12 protein-coding genes are annotated in these 15757 nt (G+C 65.5%); 7 read left to right on the top strand and 5 right to left on the bottom strand.

Translation table 11 applies throughout. The features are described 5' to 3' along the window. Positions 1-54: 54 nt before the first annotated feature. On the top strand, positions 55-1419 hold the full coding sequence (locus JOZ79_RS05570) for a lipopolysaccharide biosynthesis protein (RefSeq protein ID WP_294071750.1): 1365 nt from the start codon (positions 55-57) through the stop codon (positions 1417-1419). Here the strand turns inward: JOZ79_RS05570 and JOZ79_RS05565 are convergent. Beyond that, a complete protein-coding gene (locus tag JOZ79_RS05565) occupies positions 1409-2527 on the bottom strand; it encodes a glycosyltransferase (protein ID WP_294071748.1) in 1119 nt (372 codons plus the stop codon). The two genes, JOZ79_RS05570 and JOZ79_RS05565, sit on opposite strands and share 11 nt — an antisense overlap. Before the next feature lie 84 nt (positions 2528-2611). On the opposite strand from JOZ79_RS05565, the gene JOZ79_RS05560 reads away from it, so the two are divergent. Both JOZ79_RS05560 and JOZ79_RS05555 read left to right on the top strand, forming a co-directional pair. Next, a complete protein-coding gene (locus JOZ79_RS05560) occupies positions 2612-3511 on the top strand; it encodes a formyl transferase (RefSeq protein ID WP_294071746.1) in 900 nt (299 codons plus the stop codon). Between the two features lies 1 nt (position 3512). Beyond that, a complete protein-coding gene (locus tag JOZ79_RS05555) occupies positions 3513-4505 on the top strand; it encodes a hypothetical protein (RefSeq protein WP_294071744.1) in 993 nt (330 codons plus the stop codon). 2 nt (positions 4506-4507) lie between these two features. Here the strand turns inward: JOZ79_RS05555 and JOZ79_RS05550 are convergent, their stop codons facing one another. Both JOZ79_RS05550 and asnB read right to left on the bottom strand, forming a co-directional pair. Continuing rightward, the gene (locus JOZ79_RS05550) at positions 4508-5641 is read right to left on the bottom strand and encodes a glycosyltransferase (RefSeq protein WP_294071742.1); all 1134 of its coding nucleotides are present in this window, start codon (positions 5639-5641) and stop codon (positions 4508-4510) included. Next, positions 5631-7553 (bottom strand): asparagine synthase (glutamine-hydrolyzing), encoded by a 1923-nt coding sequence (gene asnB, locus JOZ79_RS05545; protein ID WP_294071740.1) that lies wholly within the window; start codon positions 7551-7553, stop codon positions 5631-5633. Before asnB ends, JOZ79_RS05550 begins: the two co-directional genes overlap by 11 nt. A gap of 107 nt (positions 7554-7660) precedes the next feature. Here asnB and JOZ79_RS05540 point away from each other — a divergent pair, with 107 nt between their 5' ends. Further along, positions 7661-8776: a hypothetical protein gene (locus JOZ79_RS05540; RefSeq protein ID WP_294071737.1), complete on the top strand. Its 1116-nt coding sequence runs from the start codon at positions 7661-7663 to the stop codon at positions 8774-8776. Here JOZ79_RS05540 and JOZ79_RS05535 read toward each other — a convergent pair. Further along, a complete protein-coding gene (locus JOZ79_RS05535; RefSeq protein ID WP_294071735.1) occupies positions 8763-9932 on the bottom strand; it encodes a hypothetical protein in 1170 nt (389 codons plus the stop codon). The two genes, JOZ79_RS05540 and JOZ79_RS05535, sit on opposite strands and share 14 nt — an antisense overlap. A gap of 341 nt (positions 9933-10273) precedes the next feature. Here JOZ79_RS05535 and rplJ point away from each other — a divergent pair, with 341 nt between their 5' ends. Both rplJ and rplL read left to right on the top strand, forming a co-directional pair. Then, positions 10274-10789, top strand: coding sequence for a 50S ribosomal protein L10 (gene rplJ / locus JOZ79_RS05530; protein ID WP_294071733.1), 516 nt, complete (start codon positions 10274-10276; stop codon positions 10787-10789). 82 nt (positions 10790-10871) lie between these two features. After that, a complete protein-coding gene (gene rplL / locus JOZ79_RS05525) occupies positions 10872-11249 on the top strand; it encodes a 50S ribosomal protein L7/L12 (RefSeq protein ID WP_294071730.1) in 378 nt (125 codons plus the stop codon). Positions 11250-11390: 141 nt separating this feature from the next. On the opposite strand, the gene JOZ79_RS05520 is transcribed toward rplL, so the two are convergent. Then, complete coding sequence (locus tag JOZ79_RS05520; protein WP_294071728.1) at positions 11391-12362, bottom strand: sulfotransferase; 972 nt, start codon at positions 12360-12362, stop codon at positions 11391-11393. Between the two features lie 484 nt (positions 12363-12846). On the opposite strand from JOZ79_RS05520, the gene rpoB reads away from it, so the two are divergent. Continuing rightward, positions 12847-15757, top strand: a 2911-nt coding sequence (gene rpoB, locus JOZ79_RS05515; RefSeq protein WP_294071727.1) for a DNA-directed RNA polymerase subunit beta, incomplete at its 3' end; no start/stop codon positions are given.

The raw sequence follows: 15757 nt of genomic DNA, 5'->3' as shown, positions 1-15757 counted from the left end.
CTTGTCGAAACCGCCTTGGCGGGCGCGCGGCGGTCTGCCAAGCGGGACGGCGATTTGGAACCCGTTGCGAAGAGCGAACCGGCCGACATTGCGGTCGAGCCTGCCGACCGGCGCGGCGGTCTCGGCCTGCGCCTCGTCCGCAACATCGGCTGGCTTCTCGGCGGTCGCGGGATCACTGGCATCACCAGCATCGTCTATCTCGGCCTTGCCGCGCGCGGGCTGGGGCCGGACGGATTCGGCATGTTCACGCTGATCCTGACCTTTGGCCAGCTCATCGCAAACATCATCCAGTTCCAGTCTTGGAAAGGCGTGATCCGCTTTGGCGCGATCCACACCGCGGCCCGGGAGCATGACCGCCTGGCGCGAGTGCTCGGCTTCACGGCGATGCTGGATTGGGGGAGCGCGGTTCTCGGCGCGGCGATCGCTGCGGCGGCCGCTTATCTGGTCGCGCCCCTATTCCACTGGGCTCGGCCGGAGCAGAATCAGGCGGCGCTGTTTTCCGCCGTGCTGCTGCTGTCGAGCGGAGCCACTCCGACCGGCATGCTGCGGTTGTTCGACCGGTTCGACCTGCTGACCTTCAGCGAGGCAATGTCGCCGATCATCCGGGTGATCGGCGCCTTGATCGCCTGGCTGCTGGGGGGAGGAGTCAACGCCTATCTGATCGTGTGGGCGCTCGCGTCCGTCGGGCAGATGATCGCCACCTGGGCGTCGGCGATCCTGATCCACGGCAGCCGCGTTTCGCTCGGACGTGCAGCCTACCGGGGCGCGATCAAGGAGAATCCGGGTCTCTGGAAATTCATGATCCAGACCAGCCTGTCGAGCTCGCTGGGCTTTTTCTGGCTGCAGGCGGGCACGCTCGCGGTCGGCGCGGTGGCTGGGCCGGCGACGGCGGGCGGCTTCCGGCTCGCGGACCGGCTCGCGTCGGGCATCGGCAAGTCGACGGAGACGATCACCAGGGCCCTCTATCCCGAGCTGGCGCGGCTGGTCGCGAGCAATGATCGCGCGACGCTTCGCAAGCTGGTGCTTCGGACGACCTGGGTGGCGCTGTCATTCTCGACATTGCTGGTGCTGATTTGCGTCTTCGCCGGCAAGCTGCTCATCAAGCTGGTCGCTGGGCCGCAGTTCATGTTCGCTCAGCCGTTCCTGGTCCTGCTGGCAATCTCCTCCGCCTTCATTCTCGCCGGGTTCGCGCTCGAGCCGCTGCATAATGCTCATGGCCGATCGGGACGGGTGCTCCGAGTGCGCGTCATCGGGACCGTGCTTTACCTGGCGCTGCTTGGCATTCTGTTGCCGACAATGGGCGCCAAAGGCGCGGCCATTGCTTCCATTGCGACCTCGGCACTTCTGACGGGCCAGCTCGCCTGGTCCGCGGCACGGATGCTGGTCGGACCGCCCGGTGAGCGGGAGATCACCTCCTGAAGTCGCGGACGCACGCGTCGATGGCGGCGAGATAGTCGGCCGCCTGGTTATGATCCCTGTAGGGGGACGCCGCGGCCACCAGCCGCGAGCTCTCGGGCGGGCGGTCAAGCTGTGCGGCCATGGCAGCTGCCATTGCGCTCGGGTCGCCGGCCGGGACGATCGCGCCGAGCTCGCCGTTACGCAGCAGCTCCACGGCGCTTCCGACGGAGCTGGTGGCGACGGCCGGACAGCCCATCGCGAGCGCCTCGATCAGCGCCCCCGACGAGCCTTCCCATAGCGACGAGGAGACGAACAGGCTCGCATTGTGCAGCCACGCGGCGACCGTTCCCGTCTCGCCCGGAAGCGCGAGATCGGCCTGGATACCGAGCTTGCGGGCAAGCCGGAGCAGCGACTCGCGATCGCCCGCCGAGCCGCCGCCGAGGATCGCGAGCCGCGCCGGTCGCGTCGCCCGAAGCAGTGCGAACGCTCGGAGCAGGGTCGGAAAATCCTTGGCCAGTGCAAGGCGACCGATGCCGAGGATGAGCGGAATCTCCGTGTCGCTCGGCCAGGGCAGTGTGATTGGCGCGTCGGCGCCGGCCAGGAAGCGATCGGTGACGACGGGGTCGTTGCTGACGATCACCCGTACCAAGGGAAGGGCCCGCTTGATGCTGGCGGCGACATCCTGCGAGACGGCGATGACGAGGTCTGCCTCGCGATAGCGGGCAATCCGCGGGCGACGGCGCGCCTGCTCGCGCAGCTTCTGCCAGGGCATGGACCAGGGCAAGGCACGAAACGGGTGGCTGCTCGCACGCAGTATGAGTGGGAACGAGCGCGGCCGGGGCATCGAGCGAACGGCGAGGCCGTGAATCGCGGCGGCCCCGGCAAGCAGCGCATCGGGGGGATCGCACTTGAGATGGTCCCGCAAGGCGCTGCCATCGACCTCGAATACGCGGACCTGCGGCGAGACGAGGCTCCGCAACTCGCCCGGCTGCACGACATGGAGATCGACGGCGCGTCCGGCGGCGGCGAAGCCATTGACCAGCTCAACGACGCGCCGCTGAGCGCCGCCGCCGCTTTCGAGTGTGTGGAGCAGGACCGCAATCCGCTCCGCCGCGCGCGCCTCGGCCATGGCGTTCAGGGGCTCCTGCTCTGGACGGCGACGCGGTCCTTCGACAGAGGATGGTGCGTCGGAGGTGGGGGAGAAGCAGGCGCCGTGCTGCGCGAATTGGACATGTGGCGTTGCGCGATCGTCAGACGGCCGGCGACCAACATCCGCCGAGCGGATCTCGAGACGGCCGAGATCACATGGCTGCCGCCGAAGCGCCGCTTCGCCTTCCGTGCGGACCCGTTCGGATTGTGGCGCGACGGCAGGCTGCACATTTTCGTCGAGACTTTCGATTACCGGACGCTCAAGGGCGAGATCGAGCTATTGACCTTGGACGAGGAGTTCAACGTCGTTCGCGAAAGCGTGGTGCTGAGCCGGCCCTGGCACTTGTCCTATCCATTCGTGTTCGAAGCGGATGGCGAGACATGGATGTTGCCCGAATCCCGGCGCTCCGGCGAACTGATCTTGTACCGGGCACGGGCGTTTCCGGACCGATGGGAGGAAGCGCTGAGCATCGAGGTCGCCGCGGACGGGGTCGACGCGACGCCGCTGTTTCACGATCACCGCTGGTGGCTGTTCTTCGCCCGGCCGGTCGCCGGGCGCGGCTGGGAACTCAACATCGCCTTCGCCGAGACGCTGACCGGCCGGTGGCGCGCGCATCCGATGAATCCCGTGCGGGCAGGCAGTGCCGCGCGGCCGGGGGGAACGCCCGTCGTTGGCGCCGACGGGGCGATCGACCTGCCGCTGCAGGACTGTTCACGGACCTATGGGGCAAGTCTCCGCCGGCTTCGGATCACCCGGCTCGACCAAACCGATTTCGAGGCCGTGGAGTCCGCCTGGCTGGAGCCCTGCCCCACCCTCGCCCCTTATACCGACGGGCTGCACACGCTGTCGGCGGCGGGCGATGTGACGCTGATCGACTGCAAGTTCATCGACCGCTCGCTCGCCGCGAACCTCGCCCGCCAGCGCGGCAGTCTGGCGCGGCGAATGCGGCGGTGGAGACGGTAGAGTGGCAAGGCCCATCGTCCACATCGGCTTCCACAAGACAGCGACCTCCTGGTTCCAGGCAAGCGTCTATCCGAACGTCATCAGCCACCGCCTGATTGACCGTGACCTCGTGCGGGGTCTGTTCGTCGACGGCGACGCCTTCCACTTCGACGTCGAGCGCGCGCGCGCAGCCTTCGGCGAAGCGGCCGGAGCGTTGCCTCCGCTGATTTGCGAGGAGGAATTGTCCGGCGTCCTGCACATCGGCGCGGCATCCACCTATATCGCCAAGGAAGTCGCCGCTCGGCTTCAGGCGACTTTGCCCGACGCGCAGATTGTCGTGTTCGTCCGGGCCCAGCTCGACGCGGCAGCCTCCTGGTACATGCAATATCTGAAGGAGGGCGGGACGGCGTCGGCGCGGCGCTATCTATTGCCCGACGAATATGTGTTCCCGGGTCGGTTCATGCACTTCAAGCAGGCGCGGTTCGACTTTTCGCAGCTCGACTACAGCGGGTTGATCCGCAGGTACGACGAGCTGTTCGGGCTGCAGAATGTGCACGTCTTCGCTTTTGAGGACCTGGTGCGGGACCGCGCCGGTCTCCTCGCGCAGATGCAGCAGCGCCTGGGATTCGAGCTGGGACCAGCAGAGGTTTCCGGTGGCTCCGTGAATTCGTCGTTCCGTCGCGGGCTGATCCCGGTGGCGCGGCTCCTCAACCTGTTCAGCGCGCGCCAGGTCGCGAACAAGCGCACTCTGGTGCACGTCCCATTTGCCAACGTCGCCTCGCGGGCGGTGCTGGGCAAGCTCAATGCCGCTCCCGTCTTCGGCGGCAAGGCGACCGCGAAGTCGGTGATCGACGCCGCAATGGCGGCCTGGATCGAGCGACGCTTTGAGCAATCCAATCGCTGGCTGGAGGAACGAATGGGGCGGGACCTGAAGTCGCTGGGCTACGGCGTCGGTTCGACGGAACCTGTAGCGGCGCCCCAGCGGTCCTCTCTGCTGCGCTGGATGCGAAAATAGGCTCAGGCGCGGTCGAGCGCTTCCCTGAGTGCCTCGACGTGGCTGCGGACGCCGTTGGCGATCGAATAGCGCTCCGCAATCGCGCGCAGGCCGGTCGGGCGCGGCCTTGTCAGCGCGGACCCCATCTGCCGCGCCAGCGGCTCGGGCGAGACATCTTCGATGATTGCGCAGCCGTCGGCGGGGACCAGTAGCGTTCGAGCGGCCGGAAAGCAGTCAGTGCAGAGGACGGGGCAGTCCGCCGCCATGGCTTCCAGCACCGCCGCCGGCAGGCCTTCGTACTCGGACGTCAGGACGAACAGGTCTGCCTGGTGGAGGGCCGCGGCGACGTCGGGGACGTAGCCGGGCATCGACACGCGATCCGCCAGGCCGAGGTCTGCGACCTGCCGTTCCAGTGCCGCGCGGTCTTCGCCTTCGCCAAGGATGAGCAGGCGGGCTTGCGGAGTCCGAACCCTGGCGAAGGCCGCGATCAGGCGGTCGAGTCGCTTCTGTGAGGTGAGGCGAGCGATGGTTACGACGGTGTTGCCGGCAGCCCTTGGCGCGGCCTTCACGGAGGCGAGCATTGCGGGTGTGACATAAGGGTTCTGAACGTCCCGGAAGATCGGGGCAAAGCGCGGGAAGGCTTGGCGCATCTCCTCGCTCTCGTCGGCACTCAGGGTCCAGACCTGATCGGTCCAGCCGAAGATCAGCGAATAGGACCAGCGGCGGAGCGCCTTGGCGACGCCTTTGTGCCGCGAGCTCGCGATCGGGTTGGTGGTCTTGAGGAGAAGCCGCGAGGTCAGGCCCGCTGCCTTCAGCGCGAAAGCGGTCGCGAGCGCCGTATTGTTGGCAGTCGAGACGATGGCGTCGGGCCGGAGCCGGCGAAGGTGCCGCACCAGGGCCGGAAAGGTGCGGACGAGGTCCCAGGCGCGCGAACCGCTGGCCCGGCCCAGGTAGACGATCGGGATGTCGTCGACGAGTTCGACGAGATGTCCCTCGACTTCCCCTCCCCGGCACAGGACCGTGAGCTCCACGTCCATGCCGGCGTCGCGGAAGCCGTTGGCGAGGTAGGCGGCAACACGGTCGCTGCCGCCGCGGCTGAACTTGTGCAGGACGAGCGAGACTTGCGGACGGACGCGGCTTGCGGGGTCAGGCGGCATCGGCGGTCCGGCCGCTCAGGCGTCCGCTCTCGCCCGACGACCAGAGGCCGAAGACGGTGATTGCATAGAGGATGCGGCTATGGTCGGCGGCGCCGCGCCGGTGCTCGGCGAACAGGCGGTCAACCGTTGCTGGGCGGAGATAGCCGAGGTCGCGCGCACCGCTATCGTTCCAGATCGACCGCGCTTCGTCGCCGAACGGGCCGCGCAGCCAGTCGGCCATTGGGATCTGGAATCCCTGCTTGGGGCGGGTCAGGATTTCGGGCGGAAGCCATGGGCGGATCGCTTCGCGCAGGATGCGCTTGCCCGTGCGGCCGCGAAGCTTGAGGTCGGTCGGGACGGTCAGCGCCCATTCGACCATCCGGTGCGACAGGAACGGCACGCGCGCCTCGACCGAATGGGCCATGCTCGCGCGGTCGAGGCGAGTCAGCATCTGCGAAGGCAGATTGAGGGTGAGGTCGGCGTAGAGGAATTGCTCCAGTGCCGAGAGGCTGCGGAGAGCGGGCTCGGGGAAATATTCGCGCTCCAGGTCCGAACGCCAACCCTCGCCTTCGAACTTCTCCGCAAAGGCGGAGTCGAGCAATTCCTCGCGCAGCCCGCTGCGGCTGATCTGCGTAGCCGCAAAGAATTGCTGGAAACCGTCGGGCAACCCGACGAACTCGCCGAGGCGCTGGATGTGCTGGCGAAGCAGGTTAGCCCGGGCGCTGCCGCTCGCGGGAAGCGAGCCCGCCGCGCGCATCAGTGGCGACAGGGCGCTGGCGAGGCCGCGGTTGCGCTCCAGCAGTACGGCGTTGCGGTGACGCTTGTAGCCGGCGAACAGCTCGTCGCCGCCTTCTCCGCACAGCACGACCTTGACCCGGTGCGACGCAAGCTCGGACACGAACCAGGTCGGGATTGCGGCCATGTCGGCGAAGGGCTCGTCATAGCAGCGCTCGACCTTCGCGAGGATGCTGGAGGCGCCGGAGACTGGCAGCGGCGCGACGACATGCTCGCAGCCCAAATGGCTCGCGATTGCACGCGCGGCGTCGGTCTCGTCGAGGCGAGAGCCGGGGTGGCCGATGGTAAAGGCGGTGATCGGCGTGTCGGACGCCCGAACCATCGCCGCAAGCACGGCCGAGCTATCGATCCCGCCCGACAGGAAGGCCGCGACCGGAACGTCCGACAACATGTGCCGCGCCGTCGTCGCGAGCAGCATCTCGCGCATTTCTTCGGTCCATTCCGCCTCCGAGCGAACCGCGGTCTGACCGAAGCGAGGCCGCCAGTAGCAGCCGGTGACCGGCTCGCCTTCCGGGCCGACCGTCAGGTGATGGCCGGGATCGAGGGTTCGAACCTCGCGATAGATTGTGCGGGGGCGGCGCACATGGCCGAAGGTGAAGTAATCGTGCACCGCGCGATCGTCGCGCGTAAATTCGTGGCCCGGAAGCAGAGTCAGCGATTTCAACTCGGAGGCGAAGGAAAAGCCGCCGTCCTGTTCGGAAATGTGGAGCGGCTTGATGCCGAGGGGGTCGCGGGCGAGGGTCAGGCTGCGCGTCTTGCGATCCCACATGGCGACCGCGAACATGCCCTCGAGGCGGCCCCACGCGTCATTGCCCCAGCGGGCAAAGGCGGCGAGGATCGTCTCGGTGTCGGAGTGCGTCCGGAATGGATAATCGGGGAGGCCGCGCCGGACCTCCAGGTGATTGTAGATCTCGCCATTGAAGATGATCGCGTAGCGGCCGTCAGGGCTTTCCATGGGCTGATGGCCGCCGGCGACGTCGATGATGCTGAGCCGGCGCATCCCGAAGCCGAAGTCGCCGTCGGTCAGGACCCCGCCCTCGTCCGGGCCGCGGTGGAAAATTGCATCGGTCTGGCCGGTCACCAGCGCGGCGCCGACCGGCCTGCCGCCCCTGCGGTACCAACCTGCAATCCCGCACATGCGTTCGTCGACCTCGTCGCTGCCGCCGGGCCGTTATCAGCACGGCGGGGGTCTGCCTAGCGGACCGGAACTTGCCAAGAGCGTCGCCGGTGGCGAGTTAGGCGACCGTGGAGATCGCGTTCATCTACATCGCCGAAGCATACCAATGCTATCACGGCGCCGGCATCGCGATCGAGATCGAACGGCGGACCGGGCGGCCCGTCACGTCCTTCTACGCTGACCCCGCAACGCCGCGGCACCTGGAGCGCATCCATTCCGCGTTTGGAGCGCCGCCCGCGCGGGCCTTGCGGCTTCGAGAGTCGCTCGTCACCCGGGCACTGCGCGGCCTCAAATATCTCGGCGTGTTCAAGCATCGCGTGCAGCGCGACAATCGCGAGGTTCTAGATCGGTTCGACGCGATCGTGTCGGTCGAGAATACGGTGGCGATGGCACGGGACGAGGGGATCGAGCGGCCGAAGCTGATCTATACGCCGCACGGATTTGGGGACCGGGCCTATGCCTTCGTTCCCAGGATCGCGGCCTTCGATTTCGTCCTGCTGGCCGGCGCGAAGACCGAGCGGCGGATGCTCGCCAACGGGCTGATCCGGCCCGGCGACTATGCGCTGACCGGTTCGGTCAAGCTGGAAACGGGCGCTCTGCTTGCCGAGCGCGAGGCCCCACTATTCGCCGAGAAGCGGCCCACGGTGCTTTACAACCCTCATTTCGACCCCAAGCTGACGTCGTGGGGCCGTTTCGTCGGGCCGATGCTCGACGGCTTCCAGCGACAGGATATGTTCAACCTGGTTGTCGCACCGCACGTGAAGCTGTTCCGGCGCAGCCCAAAAGCGGCGAAGGAGCGCTGGCGACGGCGATCGACGCCTGCGATCGTCGTCGACCCCGGATCCGACCGCTCCATCGACACCAGCTATCTTTGGTCGTCGGATGTCTATGTCGGGGATTCGAGCAGCCAGGTGTACGAGTTCCTGGCGCGACCGCGACCGTGCGTGTTCCTGAACGCGCATCGTGTCGATTGGCGGAACGATCCGAACTTCGTCCACTGGCACCTTGGCGATGTCGTCGACGATCCGGCCGGGCTCATGTCCGCCATCGCCGCAGCGCCGGGTCGACACGCTCTCTACATTGAGCGCCAGCGACAGGCGGCGCTCGAAACCTTCGGAAGCGTCGAGGGCAGCCCGTCGAAGATCGCGGCCGATGCGATCCTTGGCTTCCTCAATCGGAATTGAGTCCTGCGAACCGCGCAATCGCCACGGCTGCTCGCACCGAGGAAGGCAACTCCCCGAGATCGAAGGAATAATCGAAAAGCTTGCGCTGTACGGGCGCGTAGGTGTCATCCTCGTGTGCCCGGGCCTCGGCAAGTGCCGCACCAAGTTCGTCCACCCGCTCGATCACGGGGCCGGCGGCCCAGATCGCGAAGTTGGGATCGCCGTTCCACGCGATGCGGTGCGGGTTCAGGAACACGCACGGGCGCGGACGGATGAGAAATTCGTAGACCTGGCTGCTGACGTCGCCGAGATAAATGTCGGCGGCGTTCATGTAAGCCATGGTGGTCGACACTCGGCTGCCGAGGTCGACATGGATGTTGGGTGCCTTGAGCGCCCGCTCTGGCAGCTTGCCCGGCCAATCGACCCGCAGCTTGTCTACCGTGAAGACCACCGCTCGCTCGAACAGCATCACATGCGGCGCGAAAATCAGCTGGTATTCGGGATGTTCGACAAACCAGTCGAGAACCTGTCGTCCCATTGCGTACCAGGAGGACAGATGCGGCGAAAGGTGTGGGTTGTAGACGACGACTGGTCGCTTTTCGTCGAACAGCGGCCTGGGGAGTTGTTCTTCGGCGAAGAGGTCGAACTTGGGATAGCCGACGATGCTGATGCGTCCCGGATCGAGGCCGGCTTCCCCGACCAGCCGGTCGCCCACCTTCGGACCCGACACCAGCACATGGTCAAAGCCCGCACTCGCCTTGTCGAAGCCGATGGCGCGATCGCCCGCCCCGTGCCGCGTGTGGACGATCTTCAGCCTGTCGAGGCCGTAGCGGCTCTTCAGCAGCAACGAGGTTTTCTCCGCCACGACCAGCACGTCGAGCGAGCTGAAGAGGTCGAGATTGTCGCGATAGATGAGCAGCTTCGATACCGGGAGCAGCCGGCCGCCGAAGACGCGCAGAAGGCGAGAAGTCCATCGGCGCAAGCGAAGCGGCTGCAGTCGGAGCGAGCGCCCGATCGCATCGCCGGCGAGCCTCTCGACCTCTGCCTGGATGCGCGGCGTCGTCGTCAGCAGGACGATGTCGGCGCCGGTCGCCAACCGCGCGAGTTCGAGCGCGATCGGCAGGCTGTGCGCGACCTGGTGGATCTGGTCGTGGTTGAACAGGAATCCGATCTTCAATGGTGCAGCACTCCTCGTCCGCGTCTACGCCGGCCCGCCAACGCTGCAAGTCACTCGCACCAGCTTGATCTCGACGGGCGTTTCGGTATAGGCGCGCGTTCGCGTCGGCTTCGGCCGTCGCAGCCGTCCGAGACAGCTGCTGGGGCTTGCCTCTTAATCTGCAGCCTAGACGGGGACAGGAATCATCCGGGGCGGCTTGCTGCTCCGTCGTGCGTTGCGGGCCTTAGGCTTTTGGGCAGCGCCGCCGATCCAACTCCCCACGGACTTCGTTTGCCCAGGCTGGCCTGGGTTTTTGTTGAAGCTCGATCGAGGCTCGCTTCGGTCGAAACTTTGGAGTTGGCATGGATCGTTCGCAAAAAGCCGATCTGGTCGCCGAGCTGAAGAACGTCTTCACCGAGACGAGCGTGGTTGTGATCACTCGCAACCACGGTCTGACGGTGGCGCAGTCCACGGACCTGCGTCTGAAGATGCGCGATGCCGGCGCTCAGTATAAAGTTGCGAAGAACAGCCTTGCCCTGATTGCGCTCGAGGACACGCGCTACAAGCCGATCGGCGACCTTCTCAAGGGTCCGACCGCGCTTGCGACGTCCGGAGACCCCGTTGCGGCCGCCAAGGTGGCGGTCGATTTCGCCAAGACGAACGACAAGCTCGAAATCGTCGGCGGAGCAATGGGCGACACGGTCCTCGACGTGAACGGGATCAAGGCGCTGGCCGAGCTTCCCTCGCTCGATCAACTGCGTGCGACCATCGTGGGCCTCATCCAGGCGCCCGCGAGCAAGATCGCCCGCACGATCAACGAGCCGGGTGCCCAGCTGGCACGCGTCTTCGGCGCTTACGCGGCCCAAGAAGCTGCTTAGAAAACAGCAAGCCGCATAAGCCGCACCTTTTTCATCAACGCACGACAACAGAAGGGGCGGATGCCCCACCAAGGAGTATCAAATGGCTGACATCAATGGGCTGGTCGACCAGCTTTCCGCACTGACCGTTCTCGAGGCCGCTGACCTCGCCAAGGCTCTCGAAGAGAAGTGGGGCGTTTCGGCCGCCGCTGCGGTTGCCGCCGCTCCGGCTGCTGGCGGTGGCGCTGCTGCCCCGGCCGCTGAAGAGAAGACCGAGTTCGACGTGATCCTGACCGGCGACGGTGGCAAGAAGATCAACGTCATCAAGGAAGTCCGCGCGATCACCGGTCTCGGACTCGGCGAGGCGAAGGCGCTGGTCGAAGGCGCTCCGAAGGCCGTCAAGGAAGGCATCGGCAAGGACGAGGCCGAGAAGATCAAGAAGCAGATTGAGGATGCCGGCGGCACCGTCGAGCTGAAGTAAGCTAGCGGCCCGCAAGGGCTGAGCGTTACCCCGGCGAAGACCGGGGCTGGAAAAACTGGGCGGCCCCTGGGTCCTATCGAAGTATGGCTTTGATGGGTGCCCTTGCGGGGTCGCCCTTTTTTTTGGCGTCGAGGGCCGGGCTCAGCGGCGTGCGATGGCCTTGGCCGACCACTTCATGCGCTTCTGGTATGCGAAGGGCAGGCGCGAAAAGGCGGCGTAGGCAGCCGCGCGAGGCACTCGACGAAGCCACCAGGGGCCGCCCGACGGATTGACGACTTCCTCTTCGGTGTAACCATACGCTTTCGCCAGTTCGAGCGCCTCCGCGCTGGGCGTATATCCGAAGCGTGAATCGCTCAGCCATTTTCGGATGGACGCCGAATGGAAGACGCCCTTGCCCGCGTTCGAGCCTTTGATTCGCTCGACGCCCAGCATTTTCGACAGGTCGACCTTGCCTTCCACGAGATCTTCGTATCGGACGATCGAGACGAGCTCGGGCCGCCGCTCATGGAACGACCGCAGGAGCTTGTAGCTGCGGATCCAGTGGCGCTCCTCGCGCTCGGGAAGGACGCCGAACCGCCGCCAGCTCGAATAGAGCATGTCGGTTGGGTTGCGGACCAGCCCGATGAACCTGACGTCGAACGAGCGCTCCTGGTCGGCATAGCGCTCCATCAGTTCGACGACCTTCGGCTGATAAAGATGGTGGGGCGATTTTTCGACGAAGTTGCCGCCGCCTGCGCGGACGAGCGAAGACCAGGCCGAGAACATATCGGCCTCCGTTTCGAGCTCGCCGGAATAGTCGGGCGCATTGTTGCTGACCATCCGGCGCAGCAACCTTTCAGCGCGAGGCATCGAAATCGGTACCCGACTGTTCTCCATTGGCACTTGAGGGATACCAAGCACGGCGGCGGCCTTGACCCAGTAAAGGGTCTCGTTCTCGAAATGCTGCGTCTTGGCCATCAGCTTCGCGCCGGCGATCCGCGAGATATGCTTCTGAAGCACGCTCGAGCCGCAAGACTTCATCGACAGGATGAAGATACAGCGCTGAGTCGGGGTCGCCTGATTCTCCCGGTCCGGAAATTGCTCCACCGCCGCATGCCCTCCGCCATCAGTCAAGAAGGAATCTCCTTCGCCGCGCGCGACGAAGAAGGGGCGCACAGTTACTGCCTATGTAAACCAATTCCCGCCACTGGACTAGATAGCCGATTTTGATCGACGCGGCGAAAACTGCCGGTTCATTCTAGAATTGGGACAGCTTTACTTGCCTCGCCTTTGCCCCGCGCCGTTGCAGCCCGATGGTCCCGGGGGCGTGCACGAAGCGGAAAAATCGCACGCCATCGGAACCCGTTAGCAAGGGCTCTTTTCATCGCCGAAAATCGCACTATATGGGCCCCATCCAACAGATAGACGGCTCCGCCGCACGGTTTCGTGCGCCCCGGGGCTTTTCCCGTCCTCTCCGGGACAGGGCCCGAACCAGCGCACGGGCCGCACGCATTGGAGAGGGTGACCGGGACAAGCGCTCCACTCTTCACCCGGTTCCAGCCGGGGAACTCAAGCGGGAGCGCCGGATGGTGCTCGTCCGCATAGCGCAGGGAAGCACATGGCCACCAAAGCGATCGACGCCCCCCGGAAGACCCAGACCGGGGCGAAGAGCAATCAGCGGCGAATCCGCAAGATCTTCGGCAACATCCACGAAATTTCGGAAATGCCGAACCTCATCGAGGTCCAGCGCGAGAGCTATGAACAGTTCCTGCGCTCCGACCCGTCGACCGGCTATGTCTCGGGCCTCGAGAAGACCCTTCGTTCGGTGTTCCCGATCGTTGACTTCGCCGGCACTGCGCACCTCGATTTCGACCATTACGAGCTCGAGGATCCGAAGTACGACACCGACGAGTGCCGCCAGCGCGGGCTGACCTATGCGGCGCCGATGCGCGTGACGCTGCGCCTGACCACCTTCGAGATCGATCCCGAAACCGAGGCCAAGTCGGTGATCGATATCAAGGAGCAGGACGTCTACATGGGCGACATGCCGCTCATGACGATGAACGGCACCTTCATCATCAACGGCACCGAGCGCGTGATCGTCAGCCAGATGCACCGCTCGCCGGGCGTCCTGTTCGACCACGACCGCGGCAAGACCCACGCCAGCGGCAAGTTCCTGTTCGCCGCCCGCGTCATTCCCTACCGTGGCAGCTGGCTCGACTTCGAATTCGACGCCAAGGACATCGTCAACGTCCGCATCGACCGCAAGCGCAAGCTGCCGGTCACCGCGCTTCTGCACGCGCTCGGAATGACCAGCGAGGACATCCTCAACACCTTTTACAACCGCGTGATCTACACGCGCGGCAAGAACGGCTGGCAGATTCCCTATTCGGCCGAAGCCTGGCGCGGCCAGAAGCCGAACCACGAAGTGATCGATGCCGATACCGGCGAAATCGTCTTCAAGGCGAACGAGAAGATCACGCCGCGCCGCGCCAACCAGGCGGCCAAGGACGGGCTCAAGAACCTGATCATCCCCACCGAGGAGATTTTCGGCCGCTACTCGGCCTATGACCTCATCAATGAGAAGACGGGCGAGATCTACATTGAAGCTGGCGACGAGGTCAGCGAGGAGAATCTTGCGAAGCTTGACGCGGCTGGCGTCGGCACGCTCGAGCTGCTCGACATCGATTACGTCAATACGGGCCCCTGGATCCGAAACACCCTGAAGGCCGACAAGGCCGAGGACGGCGATCAGGCCCTGTCCGACATCTACCGCGTTATGCGCCCCGGCGAACCGCCGACGCGCGAGACCGCGGACGCCCTTTTCTACGGGCTGTTCTTCGATCCCGAGCGCTACGATCTCTCCGCGGTCGGCCGCGTGAAGCTCAACATGCGCCTTGGCCTCGACGTCGAGGACACGGTGACGACGCTTCGCAAGGAAGACATTCTCGCGGTCGTCCAGGAGCTGGTGAACCTCAAGGACGGCAAGGGCGACATCGACGATATCGACAACTTGGCCAACCGCCGGGTGCGTTCGGTCGGCGAGTTGCTCGAGAACCAGTATCGTGTCGGCCTCCTGCGCATGGAGCGCGCGGTCAAGGAGCGCATGAGCAGCGTCGACGTGTCGACGGTGATGCCGAACGACCTCATCAACGCCAAGCCGGCGGTTGCCGCGGTGCGCGAGTTCTTCGGATCGTCGCAGCTGTCGCAGTTCATGGACCAGACGAACCCGCTGTCGGAAGTCACCCACAAGCGGCGCGTGTCGGCACTCGGGCCGGGCGGCCTCACCCGTGAGCGCGCGGGTTTCGAAGTCCGCGACGTTCACCCGACTCACTATGGCCGCATCTGCCCGATCGAGACTCCGGAAGGCCCGAACATCGGCCTCATCAACTCGCTCGCCAGCTTCAGCCGGGTCAACAAATACGGCTTCATCGAGACGCCGTACCGGCGCGTGGTCGACGGCAAGGTGACGAACGACGTCGTATACCTGTCGGCGATGGAAGAGGCGAAGCACACGATCGCCCAGGCGAATGCCGAGCTCGACGATAGCGGCGGCTTCGGCGAGGAGATCGTTTCCTCGCGGCGCAACGGCGACTTCCTGATGGCGCCGCGCGACCAGATCACCCTGATGGACGTCAGCCCGAAGCAGTTGGTGTCGGTCGCGGCCTCGCTGATCCCGTTCCTGGAAAACGATGACGCCAACCGCGCTTTGATGGGCTCGAACATGCAGCGCCAGGCGGTGCCGCTGATCAAGGCCGAAGCGCCGTTCGTCGGGACCGGCATGGAAGAGACCGTTGCCCGGGACTCCGGCGCCGCGATCGCTGCTCGTCGGCCGGGCATCGTCGACCAGGTCGATGCGGCCCGCATCGTCGTCCGCGTCACCGGCGACCTCAAGCCCGGTGAGAGCGGCGTCGATATCTACACGCTGATGAAGTTCCAGCGGTCGAACCAGAACACCTGCATCAACCAGCGCCCGCTGGTGAAGGTCGGTGACACGGTACGCGGCGGGGAGATCATCGCCGACGGTCCGTCGACCCAGTACGGCGAGCTCGCGCTCGGCCGGAACGTCCTCGTCGCGTTCATGCCGTGGAACGGCTACAACTACGAGGACTCGATCCTGATCTCCGAGCGGATCGTGAAGGACGACGTCTTCACCTCGATCCACATCGAAGAGTTCGAGGTCATGGCCCGCGACACCAAGCTCGGGCCGGAAGACATCACCCGCGACATCCCGAACGTCGGCGAGGAAGCGCTCCGCAACCTCGACGAGGCGGGAATCGTCTACATCGGCGCCGAGGTCGAGCCGGGCGACATCCTGTGCGGCAAGATCACGCCGAAGGGTGAAAGCCCGATGACCCCGGAGGAGAAGCTTCTTCGCGCGATTTTCGGCGAGAAGGCTTCGGACGTTCGCGACACCTCGCTTCGCCTGCCGCCCGGCGTTTCCGGCACGGTGGTCGAAGTGCGCGTGTTCAACCGCCACGGAATCGACATCGACGACCGTACGCGCGCCATCCAGACTGAGGAGAAGG

The organism is Sphingomonas sp., assembly GCF_019242355.1.
In the GTDB taxonomy this organism is placed as follows: Bacteria; Pseudomonadota; Alphaproteobacteria; order Sphingomonadales; family Sphingomonadaceae; genus Sphingomicrobium.
This window is presented reverse-complemented; position numbering and strand designations above follow the sequence as displayed.

Coding starts and splice junctions, on each gene's coding strand:
- JOZ79_RS05550 (WP_294071742.1), bottom strand. CDS start 5,641: ATGCCGCCTGACCCCGCAAGCCGCGTCCGTCCGCAAGTCTCGCTCGTC.
- rplL (WP_294071730.1), top strand. CDS start 10,872: ATGGCTGACATCAATGGGCTGGTCGACCAGCTTTCCGCACTGACCGTT.
- rplJ (WP_294071733.1), top strand. CDS start 10,274: ATGGATCGTTCGCAAAAAGCCGATCTGGTCGCCGAGCTGAAGAACGTC.
- asnB (WP_294071740.1), bottom strand. CDS start 7,553: ATGTGCGGGATTGCAGGTTGGTACCGCAGGGGCGGCAGGCCGGTCGGC.
- JOZ79_RS05565 (WP_294071748.1), bottom strand. CDS start 2,527: ATGGCCGAGGCGCGCGCGGCGGAGCGGATTGCGGTCCTGCTCCACACA.